Raw genomic sequence first — 23,873 nt, 5'->3', positions numbered from 1 at the left:
ATGCATCTGGCAGGTCGTTGGGACGCGGCTCGCGCCACTTCCTGGTTTGTTCGAGGTGCCAGCTTGGTGGGCTGGGCGATGCTCTTAGTTGAAGGGTTATATCTCGTCTGGCGTCACTTTACTCATCGTAGTGAAATGCAGAGCTTCTTGGAGCAATGCTGCTGGGGAACTAAGCGTCGTTGGGGAGATACAGCTGAAGATCAAGGCAAAGAGTTCCAGGTTCTTGTCAATATGCTATTTACTCCAGGTATCGAGGTGGACACGACCCTGGTCACACGTACACCAGGGAGCACGCGGGTAGGAAAAAGTGGTCTTCTCCTTATGCCTGGTAGGGAGACTAGTGCAATTAGATTTGTTCTGCCGGGAGCAGAGCCGGAAACCACGCGCTTGGGCATCAAGGTTGCTGCCGTTACTTCTAGTGGCGTTGTCCGAGATGTTACTTCTGCATGGGAGGAAAGTGTTAAATCTGAATGGTTACCCATCCAGGAAGGGATGGGGTTGAAGCTAACCGGTAGAGTGGCGGAGTTATCTGAAGGTGAGCACTTGGAAGTGAGGGTGTTGTACTACAGTCCTCTGGCAGCACTCGGGGGAGCTGTCGATGAGGCCACCCCAGTTGTGGGAGGTAAAATGGGCATGCGCTATCTCATCAAGGGCGGTCGCATTACCCGGCACGCCAATCATGAGGGTGCGCTGCCCAGCGATAGTCTCCCAGTTACAAAAGCTATATCTAAGGAGAAGCTAAGGCCGTGGAACAGTGCATGACTCAACAAAAAAATGCTAATGGACTGTTATGGAAACAGGAACAATTGTCACCGCTGCCTATCCCAACCGGCCAACCTCCTTCGGACGTGTTAGGTATGATCTGGCGCAAGAATGAGGTTTATTTGGATATTGGCAGTGTTTCGTTGGCTGGTGGATGGGTTGCCTGTTATCTCGGAACGTTGATCTGGACGGTAGCGTTAGTTCAGGTACTGTTTAACTTGGGATATCTGATGTTCTTCATGTTCTTGTTTAGCGCTGTGACCATGATGGGGTTCCTGTGGTACGGCTATGTCCGGATCTACCTTCGGCCGCTGATGCCGCCCTTGCGCTTCCACCGTCAACGCCGCGAAGTCCGTATCGTCACCCCCGAAAGTGAGGAGTGGACCGTACCCTGGGAACGAGTGCATGCCATCTCTCCCAGCACCACCATGGTTGGTCAGTTCGGTGCGGCCAAAATGGGAGGGTTGCTGTTGTGGTTCCCCTATGCCGATCAGATTGATGAGCCTTTTCATATAAACAAGGAAGGTTGGGCCGTTATGGTCAGCCCGGGGCCGGGCGTTGCCGCCATGCGTCAATGGGAGTGCATCCGCAGCTTTATGGAAGTGGGGCCGGAGGCAGTGCCGGAACCCGCACCGATTCATAATGGCCACCTGAGCATTTGGCAGAGTTTTGTTCACGATATGCGCGAAGGTGTCCGCACCAAAGGCTGGTTGCGTACTGTGGCAGTAGATGGCTTCCTCTCTTTCCTCTTCAATCTGTTCGCGCTCGACTACCTGACCCGAAAAAAATTCGTTGTCATTCCGGATCTCACCAGTTCTGAAGCTATCGCTTGGTCGAAACCCTTACCTCCAGAACAGTGGGCTAAACCCTCACCTGAGCTGGAAGAGGCCATTGCCGAGCGGGAACGAGACCTGGAGGCTGCCGAAGCCAGGTCGAAGCTGAAGACTGGATTGACTGTGAAGCAGCCTGAGACCCAAGGATGGACCTGAAACAGAAGTGCCTCCAGCAGATGCCTGTAGGCCTTCCCTTCGTCTGGGTTTATATCCTCCTCGTCGCATTTAGGAGCGCACTGTACCCCAACTGTGAGTAATGAACGAAGAGCGGCCTGCTACCGAAAGATTCTACTGCAAATCTGTTTGGGACGGTGTCCCACGCGGGCTGGCCGTCAGAAAGACGCCCGGGCTCGCCGTGCGGTCCGACGTCACAATTTGACGCAATGGTTATGGCAGACGCTTACCGATACGGTTAGGGTACAGGGGCATAATAATTGAAAGGTGCGTTTGCCATAACCTGGCGGCGGCCAGACAGCATGGGTAGGAAACCCAGGCCATCATTATCAAACCAATCGGCATACTGCAGCGGAGGCAACCATTAAAACCTTCTTATTTATATTCCCCATTTTCCTGCTCAGCGGTTGTTCCACCATGGGCTCGCTGGCCAGCGCGCTGTCACTGACCGAACGCTTTGGGCGGGAACACTTTACCTTCTCGGGAGGCTTGCCGGAGAACTTTGGGATTGAAGTGATAATTGAATATATCCCCGAGAGACTGGAGAATTGTCATATATACAGTCGCACGAGTGGGAAGAACGAATTAAAATACTGGTACGAAACATTTACCCACGATATCCAGCCTAAGCCCTCCCGCTTCAGCTATGACATCCCGCTGACATATCACATTGGTCGATGTCATATGAAGTTAACGAGTATTACCTATCGCCTAGAGGGACGTTATGGGGAGCGTGACTGGGAGCGAAGCGGCCATCATGGAATTATTGACCTAACCGACACGCGCTCCGAATGGACCCGCCAGTTTGATGCACATGGACAGCTGCGCTTGCGCGGCTATTGTTCTCGGCATTTTCGGCTAAGCGAGGCTCGATCCCGAGTTGGCGAGATCGAGAAAAGCCATTTTTGCTACCAAGCAGATGAGAATTGGGTCAAGGAAACTAAGCCTGCTACGCGCCTCTTCACCGAGCTGATGGTGGGTCTCGATGAGCTGGCAGGCAAGACAGTGTCGCTGGATATTCGGCTGGATCCGGAAGAAAGGCCTTTTTTTAGCAATAGATGGATCCAATTTCCAGAGGGATGGAAGCCATGCTTGCTCACAGAAGATGAGTGGAATAGTTGCCAATCCCCACCGGTGTTTAAGACATTCAAAATGCACGGACGTGAATGCACGGTTTATCCCACTTGTAATTAGTAGTCAACGCCCCGACAGATGCGATTTATATCTGGTCTGTTGGGGTGTTCCAGCCAAGTTGGATTTCAAGAAGTGCCTAAGCACGCCGCTGGGCAGCGATAGGGGCCTACGCAGGAGGAAGTATAGGAGCGGATGTCGATGAGCAGGCTGGGCTGAAAATTTATGAATGGTTTCATGATGAGTGAACCCGCCTCATGGCAGGTGATTATCGCTTGGGGCCTGATATGGATGTTCATACTCTCATTCGTTAATGGATTGTACATATCTTTATATGGAATAAAGTATATGGATAGATATTTCTCATCTTTACGAGATTATCGATACGAATCAGAAAGTCCTTTTGATCAGTTTTCAAGGATGCACAAATATTGCTTCTTGTTCGTTTTTCGTTTTTCCAGGCCGCCGGTAAGCAGGTTGATGAGGGCTTGGTTATATATAACTTTTTATTCTTTGATGTACTACTGGTTGGTGATGCTGGTGTTCGCGGCAGATTACTATTTTGACTTTATAAAAGTGTAAGGTCTGCTCAGCTGGCATAGGGTCAAGCCAGTAGAGCATCACACCTAGGAGGTAGGCCTGCAGGACAGCACCGCCTCGTTGCCGACCTCTTCAATTCGAGGGATTCAATCAGGGGTAGTGCGAAGCAGGAAGTTCATGTAGAGCGTGGGTCGGCTGGGTTGCCATTCCCCCTGACGCCCCGAAGGGCGTCAGAGCGATAAATCAGCGTTTCATCGCCGGTGTCAGGTGCGGCTGGATGGAGGTCAGCACGGCCTTGAAGCACTTGGGGTTGCCGGCGACCACGTGGCCTTTTTCCAGATAGTGGTTGTCGCCAGTGAAGTCGCTGATCAGTCCGCCGGCTTCCTGGATGAGCAGGCTGCCTGCAGCCATGTCCCACTCGGCGAGGCCGAATTCCCAGAAGGCGTCGTAGCGGCCGGCGGCTACATAGGCCAGATCCAGGCTGGCGGCGCCGCAGCGGCGGATGCCGGAGGTCTGGCCGACCAGACTGCGGAACATGCCCAGGTAGTTATCCAGTGAATCAACCTGATCTTCCTTGAACGGGAAGCCGGTGCCCAGCAGCGCGCCGTCCAGGCTCTTGCGAGGGCTGACGCGGATGCGCTTGCCGTTCAGGGCGGCGCCACGGCCGCGGCTGGCGGTGAACTCTTCCTGGCGTACCGGGTCCAGCACCACAGCGTGCTCGATGCGGCCCTTGATGCGGCAGGCAATACTGACCGCAAAGTGCGGTACACCGCGCAGGAAGTTGGTAGTGCCATCCAGCGGGTCGATGATCCAGACGATATCCGCGCCTTCGCCATGACCGGGCTGGAAGCCGGATTCCTCGGCATGGATGCCGTGGTCGGGGTAGGTCTTGCGCAGTTGCTGGATGATCGCCTGTTCTGCAGCCTGGTCGACCTCGCTGACGTAGTCGTTCGCTTCCTTCTCATTGACGGTCAGGATGTCCAGCCTGTCCATGGAGCGGTAGATCAATTCCCCTGCGCTGCGTGCGGCGCGCAGGGCGATGTTCAACATGGGCTGCATACGGGTATCTCTGGTAGGGTACGAAAAGCCGGAAATTATAGCAGAGTTGCCAGTGGACTTGCACAAGTGCATCGTAGTCAGCCATCGGCAGATTTTAGTAAGATAGGCGCCTTTCCCTTACTGCCTGAGCGCAACTCTGGAGTGTCCGTGTACGACAAGATACGCGTGGTCCTGGTGAACACCAGCCATCCCGGTAACATTGGTGGCGCTGCCCGGGCGATGAAGAACATGGGGTTGAGCCAGTTGGTGCTCGTCGATCCCGAGCGCTTCCCCGATCCTGAAGCGGTATCCCGCGCCTCGGGTGCCGACGATGTGCTGGCCGGAGCGCGGGTGGTGGCAACCCTTGAGGAAGCGCTGGCCGATTGTGTGCTGGTACTGGGTACCAGCGCCCGTGACAGGCGCATTCCCTGGCCTGTGGTCGACCCTCGGGAGGCGGCAGACAAGGTGCTCGATCAGCTGGAAGGCCCGAATGCGGGGCCGGTAGCTCTGGTATTCGGTCGCGAGCATTCCGGCCTGACCAGTGAAGAGCTGCAGCGCTGCCGTTACCATGTGCATATCCCTTCGGACCCGGAGTTCAGCTCGCTGAACCTGGCGGCCGCGGTGCAGGTGCTCACTTATGAGGTGCGCATGCAGAGCCTGCGCCGTCAGGGGCAATCAACTACCTTTGCCAGCTCGAGCGTGGCGGCATCGGACGATCAGCAGCCGGTCACCGCCGAGCAGATGGAGCTGTTCTATCAGCATCTGCAGCAGGTGATGATCGAGATCGGCTTCCTCGATCCGGAGCACCCGAAGAAGCTCATGTCCCGTCTGCGCCGCCTGTTCGAGCGCGGCCAGCCCAATCAGGTGGAGATGAACATCCTGCGCGGCATCCTCACCGAAACCCAGAAGGCCATCGGCGTCCAGGCGGCCGGTGCGCGGAGGCAGTAAACATGTTTGAAGGCGTGAGAGAAGATATCGCCAGCGTATTCCATCGTGACCCGGCTGCCCGCAGCAAGTGGGAGGTGCTGCTGTGCTATCCGGGACTGCACGCTATCTGGTTCCACCGTCTCGCACATTGGCTCTGGTTGCGCGACGCCCGCCTGCTGGCGCGCATGCTGTCCAACCTGGGCCGCTGGCTGACCGGTATCGAGATCCACCCCGGAGCAAAGGTGGGGCGGCGTTTCTTCATCGACCACGGCATGGGCGTAGTGATAGGGGAAACCGCCGAGATCGGCGATGACGTGACTCTGTACCAGGGCGTGACCCTGGGCGGCACCAGCTGGAACAAGGGCAAGCGCCATCCGACGCTGGAGGACGGCGTGGTAGTGGGAGCCGGCGCCAAGGTACTGGGGCCTTTCACCGTGGGCAGGAATGCCAAGGTCGGTTCCAATGCGGTGGTAACCAAGGCGGTACCCGAAGGTGCCACCGTGGTGGGCATTCCCGGTCGGATCATTGTTCGCGACGAGAGAGATACCAAGCTTGACGAGGCAGAGTGCAGCAAGCGCCAGGCCATGGCCGAGAAGATGGGTTTTGATGCCTACGGTGAAACCCGCGACATGCCGGACCCGGTCGCCAGGGCCATAAGCCGGATGCTGGACCACATGCACGCGGTGGATAGTCGCATCGAAGGCATGTGCGAGGCGTTGAGCGAACTGGGCAGCGACTACTGTGCCCGCGATCTGCCGAAACTGGACACAGAGGAATTTGAAGCGCTGATAGATGAAGCGGACGCTCGGCCGAATGAAGCCGATGGCAACGCCTCCACCGAGCGCTGAGGTCTGATATGAAATTACCTGTTTATCTGGATTATGCCGCCACCACGCCGGTGGACCCGCGGGTCGCGGAGAAGATGTGCAACTGTCTGACCATGGATGGCATCTTTGCCAACCCGGCCTCCCGCTCGCACCTGTACGGCTGGCAGGCCGAGGAAGCAGTGGAGCAGGCACGCCGGCAGGTAGCGGACCTGGTCAATGCCGATCCGCGGGAGATCGTCTGGACCTCCGGCGCCACCGAGTCCGACAACCTGGCGATCAAGGGCGCTGCCCACGCGTTCGCCGAGCGCGGTCGGCACATCATCACCTCACAGGTCGAGCACAAGGCGGTGATCGATCCCTGTCGCCAGCTCGAGCGGGAAGGCTTCGAGGTGACCTGGCTCAAGCCGGGTGCCGATGGTCGCGTTACCCCTGAACAACTGCAGGCGGCACTGCGCGAGGACACCATTCTGGTGTCGCTGATGCACGTCAATAACGAGATCGGCGTGATCAACGATATTGCGGCGCTGGGCGCGGTGGCGCGTGAGCGCGGCATCCTCTTCCATGTGGACGCCGCCCAGTCCACCGGCAAGCTGCCGATCGATCTCAAGAAGCTGCCGGTCGATCTGATGTCGTTCAGTGCCCACAAGAGCTACGGTCCCAAGGGCGTTGGTGCGCTTTATGTGCGGCGCTCGCCGGATGTGCGTATCGAGGCGCTTATCCACGGCGGCGGCCATGAGCGGGGCATGCGCTCTGGCACGCTGGCGCCCCATCAGCTGGTGGGCATGGGTGAAGCCTTCGCCATCGCGGGTCAGGAAATGGCAGAGGAAACCCGCCGCATCGCCGGGCTGCACGCGCGGTTGCTGGACGGGCTGAAGGGGCTGGAGGGTGTCACCCTGAACGGCTGCGCCGAACATCGCGTGCCGCACAACCTCAACCTCGCGTTCAGCGGAGTGGATGGCGAATTGCTGCTGCTGGGGCTGCGGGACCTGGCGCTGTCCACCGGTTCAGCCTGCACTTCGGCCTCGGTGGAGCCGTCCTATGTGTTGCGCGCCATCGGCCTGCCGGATGAGCTGGCGCACAGTTCCATCCGTCTGTCGCTGGGCCGTTTCACCACCGAGGAGGACGTCGATCATGCCGCTGAAGTGCTTTGCAGAGCCGTTGAGCGGCTGCGCCAGGGCAGGTAATACGGCGTAGCAACTGGCACCTTGCCGCTGTTACGCATTTGCAGTCAACCTGCGTATAATCTGCGGGTTAACAATTCCTGTTATCTGTCCTTATCCATTTCAAACCTCTGGAGAGTTACATGGCCGTAGAACGCACCCTGTCCATCATCAAGCCTGACGCCGTTGCCAAGAATGTCATCGGTCAGATTCTGAGCCGTTTCGAGCAGGCCGGTCTGCGCGTTGTGGCCGCCAAGATGGTTCAACTGTCCCAGGCTGACGCCGAAGGCTTCTACGCCGAGCACAAGGAGCGTCCCTTCTTCAAGGATCTGGTCAGCTTCATGACCTCCGGCCCGGTTGTTGTTCAGGTGCTGGAAGGCGAAGGTGCGGTCCTGAAGAACCGCGAGCTGATGGGTGCAACCAACCCGAAGGAAGCCGACGCCGGTACCATCCGCGCCGATTTTGCCGAGTCCATCGATGCCAATGCTGTACACGGCTCCGACTCCGCCACTTCCGCTGCCCGTGAAATCGGCTACTTCTTCGCCGAAACCGAGCTGTGCCCGCGCACCCGCTGAGCAGCTCCAGACACTGAATGAGTGATGTATCGCAATGACTGACACCGCCAGGGTAAATCTGCTGGGCCTGACACGGGCCGGGCTGGAAGCTTTTTTCGAGGAAATCGGAGAAAAGCGCTTCCGTGCCGGGCAGGTCATGAAGTGGATACATCACTTTGGTGTCGACAATTTCGATGATATGACCAATATCGGCAAGGCCTTGCGCGAGAAGCTCAAGGCCCGCGCCGAGATTCGCGGCCCGGAAGTGGTCAGCGAGGATATTTCCAGGGATGGCACGCGCAAGTGGGTAGTGCGGGTGGCATCCGGCAGCTGTGTCGAGACGGTGTACATCCCGCAGAATGGCCGTGGCACCCTGTGCGTGTCATCCCAGGCCGGCTGTGCACTGGACTGCAGCTTCTGTTCGACCGGCAAGCAGGGTTTCAACAGCGACCTGACCGCCGCCGAGATCATCGGCCAGGTGTGGATCGCCAACAAGTCGTTCGGCACGGTGCCGGCCAAGGTCGATCGGGCCGTCACCAACGTGGTGATGATGGGTATGGGCGAGCCCCTGCTCAACTTCGACAACGTTGTCGACGCCATGACCTTGATGATGGATGACCTGGGTTACGGCATTTCCAAGCGCAAGGTGACGCTGTCCACCTCCGGCGTGGTGCCGATGATCGAGAAGCTTGGCGAGGTTACCGATGTGGCCCTGGCCCTGTCGCTGCACGCGCCCAACGATGAACTGCGCAACCAGCTGGTGCCGCTGAACAGGAAGTACCCGCTGGCGGTACTGCTGCCGGCGTGCAACAGGTATATCGCCGGGTTGGGCGAGAAGCGTTATCTGACCATTGAGTACACCCTGCTGAAGGATGTGAACGACCAGCCGGAACATGCTCAGCAGCTGATTGAGCTGCTGCGTGAGACGCCGTGCAAGATCAACCTCATTCCCTTCAACCCCTTCCCCTATTCGGGATACGAGCGGCCCAGCAACAATGCCATCCGCCGGTTCCAGGATATGCTGCACAACGCCGGTTACAACGTGACCGTGCGCACCACGCGGGGGGATGATATCGATGCAGCCTGCGGACAGCTGGTCGGCCAGGTCATGGACAGGACCCGGCGCAGCGAACGCTATATTGCGGTACGCCAGCTTGCCGACGAGCAGCCCGGTGTAGCGCGGACGACAAATCGCCAATGACATCCAATCGAGGAACGAGAGTGATGAGAAAGCATATTGTCGCAATCGGATTGCTTGGCCTGCTGCTGGGGGGGTGTGTGACCACCACCGATCAGCCCAAGCGTCAGGCCAACCCCAGCGAGGCACGCGATGCCTACATTCAGCTCGGGCTGGGCTATCTGCAGAAGGGCGAGACCGAGCGGGCCAAGTCTCCGCTGCGTGAAGCGCTTAAACTGGATGCCCGTTCAGAGGCGGCGCATGTTGCCCTGGCCCTGGTGTTCCAGCAGGAGGGCGAGGCCAAATCCGCCGAGCAGCACTTTCGCGCCGCGCTGGCCAGCGCCCCGAACAGCGCCCGGATCCTGAACAACTACGGCGCTTTCCTCATGGAGCAGAAGCGGTATGCCGAGGCGCTGGAGTATTTCCGCAAGGCCTCGGAGGATACCTTCTATGCCGAGCGCTCCCGGGTATTCGAGAACCTCGGGCTGGCCTACAGGCAGCTGGACCGTACCGAGGATGCCAAGGCCAGTTTCGAGCGTGCGTTACGGCTGAACAGCCGCCAGCCGCTGGCCCTGCTCGAACTGGCCCGTATCGAATTTGACGAACAGAATTTTGTGCCGGCGTGGAACTACTACCTCGGCTTCACCCAATTATCGGCGCAGAATGCATCCAGCCTCTGGCTCGGCGTGCAACTGGCGCGGCGCTTCAATGACCATAACCGGGCCGCCAGCTACGCCCTGCAGTTGCGGCGGTTGTACCCGGCATCCGATGAAGCGCGGGCCCTGGCCGAATCGGAGTCCTCCTGATGACGGAAGAACTGGAAAACGGCACCCGCTCAGCAGTAGTCAACCCGGGCGAGTTGCTGCGCGCGGAGCGTGAGCGCGTCGGATTCACCACCGACGAGGTGGCCACCCACCTGCACCTGTCGAGAACCACCCTTGGCTATCTTGAGGCCGGCCGCTTCGATCGGCTGCCGGGCGATACCTTCGCCCGCGGCTACGTTCGCTCCTATGCGCGCCTGCTCAAGCTCGACCCCAATACCATGGCCCGGCATTACGACCGCTATGTGGGCGCGGAGGGGCGCGAGACCCGAGTCAGTTCGATCAACCGGATCGAGGGTGTACCGCGCCGCGGTGCGCGCCTGACCATGGTGCTCAGCACCGTGCTGATCGTGGTGGTCATGCTGGGGCTGGGCCTGTGGTGGTGGAACGTCAGCCGCGACCCGGGCCTGCCCCAGGAACGCAGCGACGTCAGCGCCCTGATCGACGATGTGCAGGTGGACTCCATGACCCTGCCGGACGCCTTTACCAGCCCGGCGGAAGAGGCAGATGTCGCAGCCGATGCCGATGCCGAGGCCGAGGTCGATGCCGGTACCGACGCCGACACCGGGGCCGGGTCGATCGATGGTACGCAGGAGCCAGGCGCCGAACAGACGGAAGATCCGGTGTCGCCCGCCGACACGCCGGCAGCATCGCAGGAACCCGTACCCGAGGCGGCCGCGTCGCAGGGTGATCGCGGGCTGGTCATGGCCTTCACCGCCAATTGCTGGGTGCAGGTCAGCGTACCCGGCGGTCGGGTGCTGCACAGCAGGCAGATGAATGCCGGGGACACCCTGACTATTGCCCAGGACGGCCCGCTGGATCTGGTCATCGGCGCAGCCGAAGCCGTATCCAAAATCGAATTCAACGGCCAGCCGGTGGAGCTGACTGCCAACCGCCAGTCCGGCGTGGCACGGCTCCGCGTGGGCCAGTAAGAGGTAACAATGCACCAGCAATCCCCCATCACACGCAGGAAGTCTCGCCAGATTCGCGTCGGTTCGGTGCTGGTTGGCGGCGACGCGCCAATCTCGGTGCAGAGCATGACCAATACCGAAACCTGCGACGTCGCCGCCACCGTAGCCCAGATCCAGAAGCTGGAAGCGGTGGGCGCGGACATTGTCCGGGTCTCGGTGCCGACCATGGAGGCCGCCGAGGCCTTCGGTCAGATCCGTCAGCAGACCAGAATGCCGCTGGTGGCGGATATCCACTTCGACTACAGGGTCGCCCTGCGGGTCGCCGAGCTGGGCGTTGACTGCCTGCGCATCAACCCGGGCAACATCGGCCGCGAAGACCGGGTCAAGGCGGTGGTGGACGCCGCCCGGCACCATGGCATTCCGATCCGCATCGGTGTCAACGCCGGCTCGCTGGAGAAGGACCTGCAGAAGAAATACGGGGAGCCCACGCCCGAGGCACTGGTGGAGTCTGCCATGCGCCACGTGGATTACCTGGACAAGCTGGACTTCCAGGACTACAAGGTCAGCGTCAAGGCATCCGATGTGTTCATGGCCGTGGGCGCCTACCGCCTGCTGGCCCAGCAGATCGAGCAGCCGCTGCATCTGGGCATCACCGAGGCCGGTGGCCTGCGTTCGGGCACGGTGAAATCCGCGGTGGGTCTGGGCATGCTGCTGGCCGAGGGCATCGGCGACACCATCCGCATTTCCCTTGCCGCCGATCCGGTGGAAGAGATCCGCGTCGGCTTCGATATTCTCAAGTCCCTGCGCCTGCGTTCCCGGGGGATCAATTTCATTGCCTGCCCCAGTTGCTCCCGGCAGAACTTCGATGTGGTCAAGACCATGAACGAGCTGGAGCAGCGCCTGGACGACGTACTGGTGCCCATGGATGTTGCGGTCATCGGCTGCGTGGTCAATGGCCCCGGGGAGGCCCGCGAAGCGGATATCGGTCTGGCCGGTGGCACCCCCAACAACCTGGTCTATGTCGACGGCGCACCCAGCGAGAAAGTGACCAATGACAATCTGGTTGACCGCCTGGAGCGCCTCATCCGCGACAAGGTGGCAGCCAGGCAGGCGCTGGACGACAACACCATCGCCCGCGGTTGAGCACCCGATTCTAAGGAATACGCAACTTGAAGAACCTGCAAGCCGTGCGCGGCATGAACGACATCCTGCCCGCCGACAGCGCCCTGTGGCAATACCTCGAAAGTACCGTGGCCAGCCTGCTGGCAGGCTACGGTTACCAGCAGATCCGGCTGCCGATCGTCGAGCCCACCGAGCTGTTCCAGCGCTCGATCGGGGAGGTGACCGATATCGTCGAGAAGGAGATGTATACCTTCGCCGACCGCAATGGCGATTCCCTGACCCTGCGCCCCGAAGGCACTGCCGGCTGCGTGCGGGCGATGCTCGAGCACGGTCTGCTCGGTGGCGGCGTCAGCCAGAAGGTCTGGTACACCGGCCCCATGTTCCGCCATGAGCGGCCGCAGAAAGGGCGTTATCGCCAGTTCCATCAGGTCGGCGTCGAGGCCTTCAATCTGGCGGGGCCGGACATCGATGCGGAGCTGATCATCCTCAGCTGGCGACTGTGGCAGAAGCTGGGCCTTCACGAGGCGGTGACCCTGGAACTGAACAGTCTGGGCTCCAGTGAAGACCGGGCCCGCTATCGCGAAGACCTGGTGACCTATCTGCGCGAGCGCTTCGACAGGCTCGACGAGGACAGTCAGCGCCGGCTCGAGACCAACCCGCTGCGGGTGCTGGACAGCAAGAACCCCGACACCCAGGCGCTGCTGGTCGATGCACCGAAACTGGCCGACTACCTGAATGAAGAGGCCCGGGCGCATTTCGAGGGGCTGCGTGCTCTGCTGGATGCCGCCGGCATTCCCTACGTGATCAACCCCCGTCTGGTCCGCGGCCTGGATTACTATGGCCTGACCGTGTTCGAATGGGTTACCGACCGGCTCGGAGCGCAGGGCACAGTGTGCGCCGGTGGCCGCTACGATGGGCTGGTACAGCAGCTGGGCGGCAAGCCCGCCCCGGCGGTCGGCTTCGCCATGGGCATGGAGCGGTTGTTGCTGCTGATCGAGACCCTGGGCAAGGTGCCCGCCGAACTGTCCCGGCAGGTGGATGTCTATCTGGTCACCCTCGGGGAGGGTACGCAGCAGGCGGCCATCTGCCTGGCTGAACAGTTGCGCGACGCCTTGCCTGAACTGCGCCTGGTAGTGCATTGTGGCGGCGGAAGTTTCAAGAGCCAGTTCAAGAAGGCGGACAAGTCCGGAGCGCTGTATGCGCTGATCCTCGGGGAGGCGGAGGCAGCGGCCGGTCAGGTCGGCCTCAAGCCCTTGCGTGAGGATGGGGAACAGCTGAACATGGCCTGGGCCGATGTGCCGCAGCATTTGCGCAACCTGTCATAACAATCGGAAAAACTGACGCGGTAAAGGAGAGCAGGGTGAGTTACCAGACGGAAGAAGAACAGATTGAACGCATCAGGGATGTCTGGCAACGCCATGGTGTGCCTGTACTGACCGGCGTTGTGCTGGCGCTGGCCGGTGTGCTCGGCTGGAATGCCTGGACCAACCATCAGGAAAACAAGGCCCTCAATGCCTCCGTTGTGTATCAGAACATGCTCGAAAGCGTACTGCAGGACGACACCGAAACGGGTCGCGCGCGGGGAGCGGAACTGGCCGAGCAGCTGCGCAATGAGTATGCCGGCACGGAATACGCTCGGTTTGCCGCACTGATGCAGGCGCGTCTGGCGGTGGAAAGCGGTGATTTCGCCACGGCGGAGAATCTGCTGCGTGAAGTGGCCGAGGAGGCCGACGACCAGGCCCTGAAGGAAATTGCCACCCAGAGGCTGGCACGGGTACTGGCGCAGCTCGACAGGGCCGAGGAAGCGCTCGACCTCTTTTCCGGCTCCGTTTCCGGCGCCTTGCTGGCCGGCCGCGAGGAAGTGCGTGGCGACCTGCTGCTCAGTCTCGGTCGGGTGGCCGACGCCCGCCAGGCCTATCAGGCCGCGCTGCAGGCTACCGAGGACAATCGCGCACGCCCACAACTGCAACTCAAGCTGGATGATCTGGCGGAGGAGGCCTCTTGAAGCGGATCAACCTGACACTGGCAGCGGGGCTGGCTGTACTGATGCTGGCAGGCTGCGGCAGCGCTTCCAAGAAGGAGCTGCCCCCTATGGAGCTGGAGAAATTCACCGCCGAGGTCGAGCTGGAGCGCAGCTGGAAGCGCAACATCGGTGTCGGCCAGGGCGAGCTGTATAACAACCTGCAACCGGCCCTGGACGGTCTGACCCTGTACGCCGCCGATGCCAATGGCCGGGTGGTATCGATGGACCGCGATACCGGCAAGGTCAACTGGCAGGTCAAGCTCAAGGAGCCGCTGTCCGGAGCGGTCGGCGCCGGCGGCGGTCGGGTCATGCTCGGCACGCTGAACGGCGCGGTGATCACCCTGGACGAGAGCGACGGCAGCGAGCTGTGGCGCGTCCAGGTATCCAGCGAGGTGCTGGCCCCGCCGCAGACCAACGGTGACATCGTGGTAGTGCAGACCCAGGACGACAAGCTGGTCGCGCTGGATATCGGCACCGGTGAGCAGCGCTGGATGTACGAGTCCAGCCTGCCGGTGCTCACGGTGCGTGGCCACAGCACGCCGGTAGTCAGCCTGTACCGCGTCTATGCCGGCTTGGCCAGCGGCCGGGTGGTGGCGCTGGATGCGAGCAACGGTATTCCATTGTGGGAACAGCGCGTGGCGCAGCCCCAGGGCCGCTCGGAACTGGAGCGGATGGTCGACATTGACGGTCATCTGCTGCTTGACGATCAAACCCTTTACGCGGCCACCTATCAGGGCAACCTGGTGGCGCTGGACGCAGAGTCCGGCAATATTCGCTGGCAGCGTCCCGCATCCAGCCACGGTGGCCCGGGCGCCGGCTTCGGCAGCGTTTATCTGAGCAAGGCTGACGGTACCGTTGAAGCCTACGACCAGAACCGCGCTACCCCGCTGTGGACCAACGAGCAGCTGCTGCGCCGTCAGCTGACAGCACCGGTGGCGTTCAACAGCTATGTGGCGGTGGCAGATTACGAAGGCTACCTGCATCTGCTGGCGCAGACAGACGGGCGACTGGTCGGCCGGGTCCGCGTCGACAGCAAGGGGGTGCGAGTGCCCCCGATCGCGCGCAGCGGTACCCTGTATGTTTACGGTAACAGCGGCGATCTGGCAGCCTACCAGCTGCGCTGAAGCCGAAACAGGTTATAATTTGTGGCCGTTGTCCGGTTGAGGGCAACGGCCTTTTTGTTTTTGCTTGGCACCAACGGTGCGCGGAGTGTTCATGGTTCCTGTTATTGCCCTGGTGGGCCGGCCCAACGTCGGCAAGTCCACATTGTTCAACCGTCTGACCAAAAGTCGTGACGCCATAGTCGCGGACGTGGCCGGGTTGACCCGTGACCGTCAGTACGGGGAGGCAGTCTGGCAGGGCCGGCCCTACATCGTGGTGGATACCGGCGGCCTGACCGGCGACGAGCATGGCATCGATTCCATCATGGCCGGTCAGTCGCTGCAGGCCATCGAGGAGGCGGACGCCGTGCTGTTTCTGGTGGACGCCCGTGCCGGGCGCACCGCCGGTGACGAGATGATTGCCGAGCATCTGCGCAAGCGCGACAAGCATACCTTCCTGATCGCCAACAAGATCGATGGTGCCGACCAGGACTCCATCATCGGCGAGTTCGCGCCCCTGGGCCTGGGCGAGCCGATCTGCATTGCGGCCGCCCACGGCCGCAACATCAACCCCATGCTCGAAGCGGTGCTGGTGAAAGGGGACATCCAGGCGGCGCCGGAGCTGGACGAGGACGGCAACCCGATCGAGCGCCCGCCGGTGACCCCAATCGGTACCAAGATCGCGGTCATCGGTCGTCCCAACGTCGGCAAGTCGACCCTGGTCAACCGTATGCTCGGGGAGGACCGGGTCGTGGTGTTCGACCAGGCCGGTACCACCCGCGACAGCATCTACATCCCGTACGAGCGTCACGGCAAACCCTACACCCTGATCGACACCGCCGGGGTGCGGCGCCGCGGCAAGGTGTTCGAGGCGATCGAGAAGTTCTCGGTGATCAAGACCCTGCAGGCGATCCAGGATGCCAACGTGGTGATCTTCGTGGTCGATGCCCGCGAGGGCATCGTCGAACAGGACCTGCACCTGCTGGGGTTCGTACTCGACGCCGGTCGTGCGCTGGTGGTGGCGATCAACAAGTGGGACGGCATGGAGCCGGGCGAAAAGGAATACGTGAAGAAGGAGCTGGAGCGTCGGCTGATCTTCACCCAGTTCGCCGATCAGCATTTCATCTCCGCACTGCACGGCAGCGGCGTGGGGCTGCTCTACAAGTCCGTGGATCAGGCCTATGAAAGCGCCATGACCAAGATCCCCACCAAGCGCATGACGGAAATTCTCGAAGCGGCGGTGGAGGAACACCAGCCGCCGCTGGTCAACGGCCGGCGGATCAAGCTGCGCTATGCCCACCTGGGCGGCTCCAACCCGCCGATCATCGTGATTCACGGCAACCAGGTCGACTCGGTGCCGCGCTCCTATACCCGCTACCTGGAGAACGTCTTCCGCAAGGTATTCAAGCTGTCGGGCACGCCGATCCGGGTTGAGTACAAGGGCAGTGACAACCCCTATGCGGAGAACAAGAACAAGCTTTCCGAGCGCCAGGTGAACAAGAAGCGGCGATTGATGAGCCACCACAAGAAGGCCGAAAAGAAGCGCCGGGACAAGAAGCGCTGATCTTCCGCTGCCAAAGAGTGCGCGCCTGCGCTGTGCAAGGCGCGCATCCACGGCTTTACATTCGGTGGCGATGCCCCGGTTTCATGCAGTGTGCATAGAAGGTCGTGGTGGCGGGCCAGTCCGAGAATACGCCAATCACGCCTACCTGCCTGGCCAGCACATCGATGAGCCACCGGCTGTTTCAGCTCCGGAGTGAATTTCGCACCCAGTGCACGGAACAGTTCGATGCTCTCGCGGTGGGTCAGCAGGGTGCCGCGGCTGGCATAGAGATCGGTTCGCCAGTCCGCCGTGCCGCCGACATATTCTTCCGGCGTGGTGGCGTCGGGGACGATATTGGTGGTGGTATGCAGGTCGTTCTAGGCGTGACGGCAGACCAGCTCCTTTCGGATGGGATGGGGACTGCCCAGCCAGTATTCGCATCGTTGATGACCAACAGGTGACGTTTTTCTGAACGCCACCATAACCGACTGCAAGCACCCCTCATACGCTCGGACCATAGCGGTTGCAGGTGCCGGAGCAGGTTGCTAGGTTAACGGCTCGGCGGTGACGCCCGGTCCGATGACTGATCTGTCCGGCCGTTTCAATTTCTGTTTTCCATGGAGTGATCATGTCTCTGCCCAATGTTCTCAAGGGTCGCCTCTCGGTCCCGGTAGTCTGCTCACCGATGTTCATCATTTCCAACCCGGATCTGGTACTTGCTCAGTGCAAGGCCGGGGTAGTGGGCTCGTTCCCGTCACTCAATGCCCGTCCGCTGGAGATGCTTGAGCAGTGGCTGCAGCGTATCACCACAGAGCTGGCCGAATACGATGCCGCCAACCCGGATCGACCCTCGGCCCCCTTTGCTGTGAACCTGATCGTGCACAGGTCCAATGATCGGCTCGAGCAGGATCTGGCGCTGTGCGTGAAGTACAAGGTGCCGATCGTGATCACCTCCCTCGGCGCCCGTGAGGACGTGAACGAGGCCATCCATTCCTACGGCGGTATCGTGTTGCATGACGTCATCAACAACCGCTTTGCCAGAAAGGCCATCGAGAAAGGCGCCGACGGTCTCATTGCTGTGGCCGCCGGTGCGGGTGGTCATGCCGGGACGCTGTCGCCCTTTGCGCTGATCCATGAGATCCGTGAATGGTTCGACGGTCCGTTGCTGCTGTCGGGGGCGATATCCAATGGCAACGCCATACTCGCTGCCCTGGCTGCCGGTGCCGATCTGGCCTACGTCGGGTCTGCCTTCATCGCCACCGAGGAGGCCAATGCCGATCAGGCCTACAAGCAGATGATCGTCGACAGCACCGCGTCGGATATCGTGTATTCCAACCTGTTCACCGGCGTGCACGGCAACTATCTGCGCCAGAGCATTGTCAACAGCGGGCTCGATCCGGACGCACTGCCCGAATCGGACCCGTCGAAGATGAGCTTCGGTTCCGGTGGCAGCAGCAGGGCCAAGGCCTGGCGGGATATCTGGGGCGCCGGGCAGGGCGTGGGCGCGGTGAAGCAGGTGGTGCCGGCGGTGGAGCTGATCAATCGGCTGAAGTCCGAGTACGAGGCGGCGAGGCAGCGGATCGCGGCGCTCTGACATGTGCCGGAGGACGCGGCGGTCATCGCCGCGCCCATCGGAGATGACGCCGCGGCGTCAGTCACGCAGCACATAGGCCAGTGTCTCGACCACCTGCTCGGTAGTGGTGGCCCAGGCCAGCGCGGCGGCATCCACTTCCTTCAGGGGGTGGATGATGTCCTCGTCGTGCAGGGTGATGTAGGGCTTGTCCAGGGCGGCGCAGTAGCCGGCGTCAAAGGCCGCGTTCCACTGCTTGTACTTGTCGCCGAAGCGCACTACGACCAGATCGCTTCGTTCGATCAGCGTTCTGGTGCGGATGGCATTGACCTTGGACGACTTGTGATCCCGCCAGAAACCTTCGCTCTGTGGGCCGAGATGATCCCCCGCGGCGTCGCTGGCATCATGGTCGGTGACCGGGGCGGTAAAGATGATATCCAGGCCCCTGGCCTCGGCTCCGCGCTTGATCTCCTCACGCCATTCGGTATGGATTTCGCCGGACAGGTAGACTTCAAAACTCATAAGACCTCCTTGATTGACCCATCGACCTTATCAAAGCGGCCGGTAAAGGCAACTCGCCGGGAACCAAGGGCGGCGGGCGCACCTCCATAGCTCTGGGGCAGGCAGGGGAGCGGGTGCGCAGATGGGTTTATCCAGATCGCTGTGGATTACAGGTATCAGCCTGCTGGTGCTGAGCCTGGCGCTACCCGTTTCCTGGTATGCCTGGCCGGCCCGCTCGCCGGTGTCGGCAAGTATCGACCGGCAGGCCTGGGAGGCCCTTGGGCAGCTCAGCGACCAGTACGGACGTTCGGCAACCGCCAGCCTGTCCGGCGACAGCTGGGTGCTGGTGTTCTTCGGTTTTACCCATTGTGCCGATATCTGTCCGGCCACCCTCAATCAGGTGGCCCAGGCACTGGAACATATGGGTAGCGAGGCGGAACGACTGCAACCGGTATTTGTCACCCTCGATCCCGAGCGTGACACGCCCGAACATCTGGCCCGTTATCTGGATTTCTTCGATGAGCGTCTGCTCGGCCTGACCGGTACGCCGGAACAGATAGAGCAGGTGGCTGACGCCTGGGGCATCTATTCGCGCAGAGTGCCCACCGGTGACAGCTATATGCTGGATCACAGCACCACCCTGTTTCTGCTCAGCCCTGACGGGGAGCTCAGCCGCCGTCTTGCCGGGCAGGGAACGGGCCAGCGCCTGGCGGAGGATATCGCAGAGGGGCTGTCCGGATGACGACTGCCGGTCTGAGCCAGGGCGATGATGGCCGCCGGTCGGCCACGGTCAACGGCTGGCTGCTGGCCGGCCTGCTGATCCTGGCCGGCCTGTGGCTCGGACCCTTGCCGGCGATGAGCCGTACTGCCTTTTCTGCCCATATGCTGTTGCATCTGGGAGTGGTCGCCCTGGTGGCGCCACTGCTGGCTGTGGGACTGGTGCACTCGGGCCTGACGCTGGGCGGTAATAGGCGCGGCTGGATGATGCTCGCCTTCGCACTGGAGATGGTAGTGGTATGGGGCTGGCACGCCCCTGCCATGCACGAGGCAGCGGCGCGCCATGTCGGTGTGTTTGTCGTTCAGCAGCTGAGCTTCCTGCTGGTGGGACTGTCGGTCTGGCTGGCAGGAATGGCAGCCCGAGAGCGACGCGATCTGTTGGCGGTCATGTTCGGGTTTGCGCTGACGCTGATGCACATGACCATGCTCGGGGTGTTGCTGATGATGGCACCTAAGCTCATCTACCCGGCCGAACTGTGCCTGGGCGCGTTCGGCTTCGAGCAGCTGGAGGATCAGCGTTTCGGCGGTGTGCTGATGGCGGCCTGGGGTGGGCTGGCCTATCTGGCCGGCGGGATCGTACTCGGCGGGCGTCTGTTGCGGCAGCTGGACAGCGATGCCGCTGCCGACCAGCCGGTCAAACCCTAACCCGCTGTCGCACCGGGCCGATAGAGGTGCCGATTCCGGGCGCGCTTCGCGCGCCAATCGCGGCGAGGCGGTCCGGCGCCCCGGCGCCGCTCCACGAAACCCAGCGGTTTCGTGCCACCCGGCATACGCAAACCCACTGTTTCGTGCCACCCGGCATACGCAAACCAACTGTTTCGCGCCACCCGGCGTACGCAAACCAACTGTTTCGCGCCACCCGGCGTTCGCAAACAACCTGCTTCGTGCCATCCGGTGTACGCAAAACCACCTGCTTCGTGCCGCCGTTTGTAGGAGCCCCGACCCCGGGGCGATTGGGCTGCGCAGCAGCCCCGGATGTCGCCTCGATGGGCGAATGCTCCCTCACCGCTCTCCTTTCAAAGGCCCCTCAGGCCGCCCTGGCCTGTTCCTGACGCATGGCCCGGTTCACTGCGCTGAACAACGCGCGGAAGCTGGCGGTAGTGAGGTTTTCGTCGATGCCGATGCCGTGGAGCGAGCGCCCGTTGCCCATGCGGATCTCGATATAGGCCGCCGCCCTGGCATCACTGCCCGCGCCGATGGCATGCTCGCTGTAATCCATGATCTCGATCTCCACCGGCAGTGCCGACACCAGCGCTTCCAGCGGGCCCTTGCCTGTGCCGCGCCAGTGATGGGTCACTCCGGCTTCGGCTACCTCGATATCCACCGCGCTGGTGCCGTCCTCTTCCTGCAGACGATGACGGACCAGGGTATAGGGCGTTTCCGCGTGCAGATACTCCTTTTCCAGCAGCTGATAGATCTGCTGGGCGGTCATCTCCAGTCCGAGGCGGTCGGTTTCGTTCTGCACCACCTGGCTGAACTCGATCTGCATGCGCCGTGGCAGGCTGATGCCGTACTCCTGTTCCAGCAGGAAGGTGATGCCACCCTTGCCGGACTGGCTGTTGACGCGGATCACTGCCTCGTAGCTGCGGCCGATGTCCGCCGGGTCGATCGGCAGATAGGGTACTTCCCAGATGCCATTCGGGTCCTGCCGGGCAAAGCCCTTGCGGATGGCGTCCTGGTGAGAACCGGAGAAGGCGGTGTGAACCAGGTCGCCCACATAGGGGTGGCGCGGGTGTACCGGCAATTCGTTGCACTCCTCCACCACCTTGCGCACCGCATCGATATCGGAGAAGTCCAGCTGCGGATCGACGCCCTGGGTGTACAGGTTCAGGGCCAGGGTAACCAGACAGACGTTGCCGGTACGCTCGCCGTTGCCGAACAGGCAACCCTCGACCCGGTCGGCGCCGGCCATCACCGCCAGCTCCGAGGCGGCCACGCCGGTGCCCCGGTCGTTGTGGGTATGCACGCTGATGATGACGCTGTCACGGCGGTCGATATGCCGCCCGAACCACTCGATCTGGTCGGCATAGTTGTTCGGCGTGGAGCATTCGATGGTCGCCGGCAGGTTGAGGATCAGCCTGTTGTCCGGGGTCGGCTCGAATACCTCGATCACCGCATTGCACACCTCGACGGCGAAATCGGTCTCGGTGGAGCTGAATACCTCGGGGGAATACTCGAACCGCCATTCGGTCTCCGGTGCAGCCTGTGCCAGACGGCGGATGGTCCTGCCGGCGGCAATGGCGATGGCCTTGACCCCGGCCTTGTCCTGATTGAACACGATCTGGCGGAAGGCCGGTGCACAGGCGTTGTAGTAATGCACGATGGCGCGCTTCGCGCCCTTCAGCGATTCGAAGGTGCGCTCGATCAGATCGTCACGGGCCTGGGTCAGCACCTGGATGGTGACATCCTCGGGGATGTGATCACCCTCGATCAGCTCGCGCACGAAGTCGAAGTCGGTCTGCGATGCAGAGGGAAAGCCCACCTCGATCTCCTTCAGGCCCACCGCCACCAGGCACTTGAAGAAACGCATCTTCTTCTGCGCATCCATCGGCTCGATCAGCGACTGGTTGCCATCGCGCAGGTCGGTGGACAGCCAGATGGGTGCGCGGTCAATGACCTTGTCCGGCCAGGTGCGGTCCGGCAGGGCGATGGGGGTGAACGGGCGGTACTTGCTGGATGGGTCGCGGAGCATGGTCATGGTGTCATCCTGTTGCTATCTGAATTCAGGGAGGCCGACGGTGGGTCAGGCCGGAGATCGGGCGGCCAAGCGCGTCAGTGGCGCAGTCGTCGGCTGACCAGGCAGAGGCAGGCATGCTGCCGGAGGGTGATGAGGGTATGTGGCGTTTTCATGCCGTAAATTCTACGGCGAGCGGGTTTTTATGACAATTGCTTGCGTTAAATAGCAATTCTCCAGCGAGAATTGGGTTCGCCGAGATGCATGATTGCTGACGGCCGGTTTTTTTCGCCGCGTTGCAGCAGAAAACGGCGCGCCCGCAGGCGCGCCGCCAGTCTCAGCCGAGGGAGGAAACGCCCCGCTGCTCGTCCGAGGAGCGTGCCTTGCCGATATCGCGCATGTCCTGACCACTGGGAGCCTGATACACCCTCAGACCGAATTCCGGCACGATTGCCAGCAGATGGTCGAACACGTCACCCTGGATGCCCTCGTAAGGGACCCAGGCCACGGTATTGGTGAAGCAGTAGATCTCCAGCGGCAGCCCCTGGGCGGTGGGCTCCAGCAGGCGCACGATGAAGGTCATGTCCTGATGGATGCCGGGATGGGCACGCAGGTAGCGCTCGACATAGGCGCGGAAGGTGCCGATGTTGGTGATGCGCCGGGTATTCAGCGGCTCTTCCCCGGCTTCTTCCAGCTGTTTGTTCCAGTCGGCAATTTCCGCCTCCTTGTCGCGCAGGTAATCGCGCAGCAGGCGGAAGCGGCGCAGGTGATTCTTTTCCTCTTCATCCAGGAAATGCACGCTCTGCTGGTCCAGCACCAGCGCGCGCTTGATGCGTCGACCACCGGACTCCTGCATGCCGCGCCAGTTCTTGAACGGATCGCTGATCAGCCGCTTGGTCGGGATGGTGGTCACCGTCTTGTCCCAGTTCTGCACCTTTACCGTGTGCAAGGAGATATCGATGACGAAGCCATCGGCGCTGAGCGCCGGCATCTCCACCCAGTCGCCGACGCGGACGATGTCGTTGGAATTGATCTGTACGCTGGCCACCAGTGACAGCAGAGTGTCCTGGAAGATCAGCATCAGCACCGCGGCCATGGCCCCCAGACCGGAGAGCAGGATCAGCGGCGAGCGGTCGATCAGCGTGGCGATGATCAGGATGGTGGCGATCGAGTAGATCACGATGTTGATGATCTGGATGTAGCCCTTGATCGGCTTGTTGACGGCCTTCGGCCGCTTCTCGTAGATGGCGTTGACCGCAGTCAGCACATTGGTGATGGCCAGGGCGATGGTCAGGATGATGAAGGCGCCGCAGACGTTGCGCACCACGGTGACCAGCACGTCCGGCAGGCCGGGGATCAGGCCGATGCCGGCGGTCAGGATCAGCGCCGGGACGATGTTGGCCAGTCGCGAGATGAAGCGTGCGTTTTCCAGCGACGGGTCCTGGCCAATAGGGGTGGCCTTGAGCAGGCGGATCAGTCCCCGCACGAGAATGCGCTTGACCACCCAGTTCGCCAGCCAGGCGCCCAGGATCAGCAGTGACAGGCTGATGAGGGTATACAGCTGGGGGTAGTCTTCCAGCCAGTTGATGACATCGTTGTATTGCGCTTCCATGACTTTCCACAGTGGTTGGTGAATGGATGCGCCCCGAGCGAGGCGCGGGACTATCTTAGCAAAACACCTGTGACAAAGCCGTAGCGCCGGCGCGCG

The 23,873-nt window shown here is 61.4% G+C and carries 22 protein-coding genes and 1 pseudogene; 18 read left to right on the top strand and 5 right to left on the bottom strand.

Annotated elements, in window-relative coordinates:
- The 3 genes from IEW63_RS08780 to IEW63_RS08770 all read left to right on the top strand — a co-directional run bounded on the left by IEW63_RS08780 (position 1) and on the right by IEW63_RS08770 (position 2,963).
- Positions 1–762 carry a hypothetical protein gene (locus IEW63_RS08780; RefSeq protein ID WP_229710418.1) on the top strand — a complete coding sequence of 254 codons (762 nt, stop codon included), beginning with the start codon at positions 1–3 and terminating at the stop codon, positions 760–762.
- Positions 759–1,751: a hypothetical protein gene (locus IEW63_RS08775; protein WP_188636240.1), complete on the top strand. Its 993-nt coding sequence runs from the start codon at positions 759–761 to the stop codon at positions 1,749–1,751. Before IEW63_RS08780 ends, IEW63_RS08775 begins: the two co-directional genes overlap by 4 nt.
- A gap of 435 nt (positions 1,752–2,186) precedes the next feature.
- Positions 2,187–2,963, top strand: coding sequence for a hypothetical protein (locus IEW63_RS08770; RefSeq protein ID WP_188636239.1), 777 nt, complete (start codon positions 2,187–2,189; stop codon positions 2,961–2,963).
- A gap of 720 nt (positions 2,964–3,683) precedes the next feature.
- On the opposite strand, the gene IEW63_RS08765 is transcribed toward IEW63_RS08770, so the two are convergent.
- A complete protein-coding gene (locus IEW63_RS08765) occupies positions 3,684–4,499 on the bottom strand; it encodes an inositol monophosphatase family protein (RefSeq protein WP_188636238.1) in 816 nt (271 codons plus the stop codon).
- Between the two features lie 147 nt (positions 4,500–4,646).
- Between IEW63_RS08765 and trmJ the strand changes: the two genes are divergently transcribed.
- The 12 genes from trmJ to der all read left to right on the top strand — a co-directional run bounded on the left by trmJ (position 4,647) and on the right by der (position 16,664).
- Entirely contained in the window at positions 4,647–5,426 is a 780-nt protein-coding gene (trmJ, locus tag IEW63_RS08760; RefSeq protein ID WP_188636237.1) for a tRNA (cytosine(32)/uridine(32)-2'-O)-methyltransferase TrmJ, read from the top strand.
- 2 nt (positions 5,427–5,428) lie between these two features.
- The gene (gene cysE, locus IEW63_RS08755; RefSeq protein WP_188636236.1) at positions 5,429–6,253 is read left to right on the top strand and encodes a serine O-acetyltransferase; all 825 of its coding nucleotides are present in this window, start codon (positions 5,429–5,431) and stop codon (positions 6,251–6,253) included.
- 8 nt (positions 6,254–6,261) lie between these two features.
- The gene (locus IEW63_RS08750) at positions 6,262–7,416 is read left to right on the top strand and encodes an IscS subfamily cysteine desulfurase (RefSeq protein WP_188636235.1); all 1,155 of its coding nucleotides are present in this window, start codon (positions 6,262–6,264) and stop codon (positions 7,414–7,416) included.
- 119 nt (positions 7,417–7,535) lie between these two features.
- On the top strand, positions 7,536–7,967 hold the full coding sequence (ndk, locus tag IEW63_RS08745; protein WP_188636234.1) for a nucleoside-diphosphate kinase: 432 nt from the start codon (positions 7,536–7,538) through the stop codon (positions 7,965–7,967).
- Positions 7,968–8,001: 34 nt separating this feature from the next.
- Positions 8,002–9,147, top strand: coding sequence for a dual-specificity RNA methyltransferase RlmN (gene rlmN / locus IEW63_RS08740; RefSeq protein ID WP_188636233.1), 1,146 nt, complete (start codon positions 8,002–8,004; stop codon positions 9,145–9,147).
- 23 nt (positions 9,148–9,170) lie between these two features.
- Positions 9,171–9,929: a type IV pilus biogenesis/stability protein PilW gene (gene pilW, locus IEW63_RS08735; protein WP_188636232.1), complete on the top strand. Its 759-nt coding sequence runs from the start codon at positions 9,171–9,173 to the stop codon at positions 9,927–9,929.
- A complete protein-coding gene (locus IEW63_RS08730; RefSeq protein ID WP_188636231.1) occupies positions 9,929–10,876 on the top strand; it encodes a RodZ domain-containing protein in 948 nt (315 codons plus the stop codon). Before pilW ends, IEW63_RS08730 begins: the two co-directional genes overlap by 1 nt.
- Positions 10,877–10,885: 9 nt before the next feature.
- Positions 10,886–11,998 (top strand): flavodoxin-dependent (E)-4-hydroxy-3-methylbut-2-enyl-diphosphate synthase, encoded by a 1,113-nt coding sequence (ispG, locus tag IEW63_RS08725; RefSeq protein WP_188636230.1) that lies wholly within the window; start codon positions 10,886–10,888, stop codon positions 11,996–11,998.
- 26 nt (positions 11,999–12,024) lie between these two features.
- Positions 12,025–13,302, top strand: coding sequence for a histidine--tRNA ligase (gene hisS, locus IEW63_RS08720; protein WP_272872586.1), 1,278 nt, complete (start codon positions 12,025–12,027; stop codon positions 13,300–13,302).
- Positions 13,303–13,337: 35 nt separating this feature from the next.
- Entirely contained in the window at positions 13,338–13,982 is a 645-nt protein-coding gene (locus IEW63_RS08715; RefSeq protein ID WP_188636229.1) for a YfgM family protein, read from the top strand.
- Positions 13,979–15,124 carry an outer membrane protein assembly factor BamB gene (bamB, locus tag IEW63_RS08710; protein ID WP_272872585.1) on the top strand — a complete coding sequence of 382 codons (1,146 nt, stop codon included), beginning with the start codon at positions 13,979–13,981 and terminating at the stop codon, positions 15,122–15,124. The genes IEW63_RS08715 and bamB overlap by 4 nt, the downstream gene beginning before the upstream one ends.
- 91 nt (positions 15,125–15,215) lie before the next feature.
- Positions 15,216–16,664 carry a ribosome biogenesis GTPase Der gene (der, locus tag IEW63_RS08705; RefSeq protein ID WP_188636228.1) on the top strand — a complete coding sequence of 483 codons (1,449 nt, stop codon included), beginning with the start codon at positions 15,216–15,218 and terminating at the stop codon, positions 16,662–16,664.
- A 170-nt stretch (positions 16,665–16,834) separates the two neighbouring features.
- Here der and IEW63_RS14655 read toward each other — a convergent pair.
- Positions 16,835–17,047, bottom strand: a pseudogene (locus tag IEW63_RS14655) (glycerophosphodiester phosphodiesterase family protein); the annotation flags it as partial.
- A gap of 224 nt (positions 17,048–17,271) precedes the next feature.
- Between IEW63_RS14655 and IEW63_RS08700 the strand changes: the two are divergent.
- Positions 17,272–18,237 carry an NAD(P)H-dependent flavin oxidoreductase gene (locus IEW63_RS08700; RefSeq protein ID WP_188636227.1) on the top strand — a complete coding sequence of 322 codons (966 nt, stop codon included), beginning with the start codon at positions 17,272–17,274 and terminating at the stop codon, positions 18,235–18,237.
- A 57-nt stretch (positions 18,238–18,294) separates the two neighbouring features.
- Here IEW63_RS08700 and IEW63_RS08695 read toward each other — a convergent pair whose 3' ends face one another.
- Positions 18,295–18,735: a YtoQ family protein gene (locus IEW63_RS08695; protein WP_188636226.1), complete on the bottom strand. Its 441-nt coding sequence runs from the start codon at positions 18,733–18,735 to the stop codon at positions 18,295–18,297.
- Between the two features lie 121 nt (positions 18,736–18,856).
- Between IEW63_RS08695 and IEW63_RS08690 the strand changes: the two genes are divergently transcribed.
- Together IEW63_RS08690 and IEW63_RS08685 are read left to right on the top strand one after the other, a co-directional pair.
- Positions 18,857–19,456 (top strand): SCO family protein, encoded by a 600-nt coding sequence (locus IEW63_RS08690; protein ID WP_188636225.1) that lies wholly within the window; start codon positions 18,857–18,859, stop codon positions 19,454–19,456.
- Positions 19,453–20,136 carry a cytochrome c oxidase assembly protein gene (locus IEW63_RS08685; RefSeq protein WP_188636224.1) on the top strand — a complete coding sequence of 228 codons (684 nt, stop codon included), beginning with the start codon at positions 19,453–19,455 and terminating at the stop codon, positions 20,134–20,136. Before IEW63_RS08690 ends, IEW63_RS08685 begins: the two co-directional genes overlap by 4 nt.
- A gap of 382 nt (positions 20,137–20,518) precedes the next feature.
- Here the strand turns inward: IEW63_RS08685 and leuA are convergent, their stop codons facing one another.
- Together leuA and IEW63_RS08675 are read right to left on the bottom strand one after the other, a co-directional pair.
- Positions 20,519–22,189, bottom strand: a complete 1,671-nt coding sequence (leuA, locus tag IEW63_RS08680) for a 2-isopropylmalate synthase (RefSeq protein ID WP_188636223.1) — start codon at positions 22,187–22,189, stop codon at positions 20,519–20,521.
- A 313-nt stretch (positions 22,190–22,502) separates the two neighbouring features.
- Positions 22,503–23,777, bottom strand: coding sequence for a mechanosensitive ion channel family protein (locus IEW63_RS08675; protein ID WP_188636222.1), 1,275 nt, complete (start codon positions 23,775–23,777; stop codon positions 22,503–22,505).
- Between the last annotated feature and the right edge of the window lie 96 nt (positions 23,778–23,873).

The organism is Halopseudomonas pertucinogena, from assembly GCF_014646575.1.
Classification (GTDB): domain Bacteria; phylum Pseudomonadota; class Gammaproteobacteria; order Pseudomonadales; family Pseudomonadaceae; genus Halopseudomonas; species Halopseudomonas pertucinogena.
This window is presented reverse-complemented; position numbering and strand designations above follow the sequence as displayed.

Coding starts and splice junctions, on each gene's coding strand:
- leuA (WP_188636223.1), bottom strand. CDS start 22,189: ATGACCATGCTCCGCGACCCATCCAGCAAGTACCGCCCGTTCACCCCC.
- IEW63_RS08690 (WP_188636225.1), top strand. CDS start 18,857: ATGGGTTTATCCAGATCGCTGTGGATTACAGGTATCAGCCTGCTGGTG.
- IEW63_RS08750 (WP_188636235.1), top strand. CDS start 6,262: ATGAAATTACCTGTTTATCTGGATTATGCCGCCACCACGCCGGTGGAC.
- der (WP_188636228.1), top strand. CDS start 15,216: ATGGTTCCTGTTATTGCCCTGGTGGGCCGGCCCAACGTCGGCAAGTCC.
- IEW63_RS08765 (WP_188636238.1), bottom strand. CDS start 4,499: ATGCAGCCCATGTTGAACATCGCCCTGCGCGCCGCACGCAGCGCAGGG.
- IEW63_RS08780 (WP_229710418.1), top strand. CDS start 1: ATGCATCTGGCAGGTCGTTGGGACGCGGCTCGCGCCACTTCCTGGTTT.
- IEW63_RS08685 (WP_188636224.1), top strand. CDS start 19,453: ATGACGACTGCCGGTCTGAGCCAGGGCGATGATGGCCGCCGGTCGGCC.
- IEW63_RS08770 (WP_188636239.1), top strand. CDS start 2,187: ATGGGCTCGCTGGCCAGCGCGCTGTCACTGACCGAACGCTTTGGGCGG.
- ndk (WP_188636234.1), top strand. CDS start 7,536: ATGGCCGTAGAACGCACCCTGTCCATCATCAAGCCTGACGCCGTTGCC.
- IEW63_RS08775 (WP_188636240.1), top strand. CDS start 759: ATGACTCAACAAAAAAATGCTAATGGACTGTTATGGAAACAGGAACAA.
- IEW63_RS08675 (WP_188636222.1), bottom strand. CDS start 23,777: ATGGAAGCGCAATACAACGATGTCATCAACTGGCTGGAAGACTACCCC.
- ispG (WP_188636230.1), top strand. CDS start 10,886: ATGCACCAGCAATCCCCCATCACACGCAGGAAGTCTCGCCAGATTCGC.
- IEW63_RS08730 (WP_188636231.1), top strand. CDS start 9,929: ATGACGGAAGAACTGGAAAACGGCACCCGCTCAGCAGTAGTCAACCCG.
- pilW (WP_188636232.1), top strand. CDS start 9,171: ATGAGAAAGCATATTGTCGCAATCGGATTGCTTGGCCTGCTGCTGGGG.
- IEW63_RS08695 (WP_188636226.1), bottom strand. CDS start 18,735: ATGAGTTTTGAAGTCTACCTGTCCGGCGAAATCCATACCGAATGGCGT.
- IEW63_RS08700 (WP_188636227.1), top strand. CDS start 17,272: ATGTCTCTGCCCAATGTTCTCAAGGGTCGCCTCTCGGTCCCGGTAGTC.
- rlmN (WP_188636233.1), top strand. CDS start 8,002: ATGACTGACACCGCCAGGGTAAATCTGCTGGGCCTGACACGGGCCGGG.
- cysE (WP_188636236.1), top strand. CDS start 5,429: ATGTTTGAAGGCGTGAGAGAAGATATCGCCAGCGTATTCCATCGTGAC.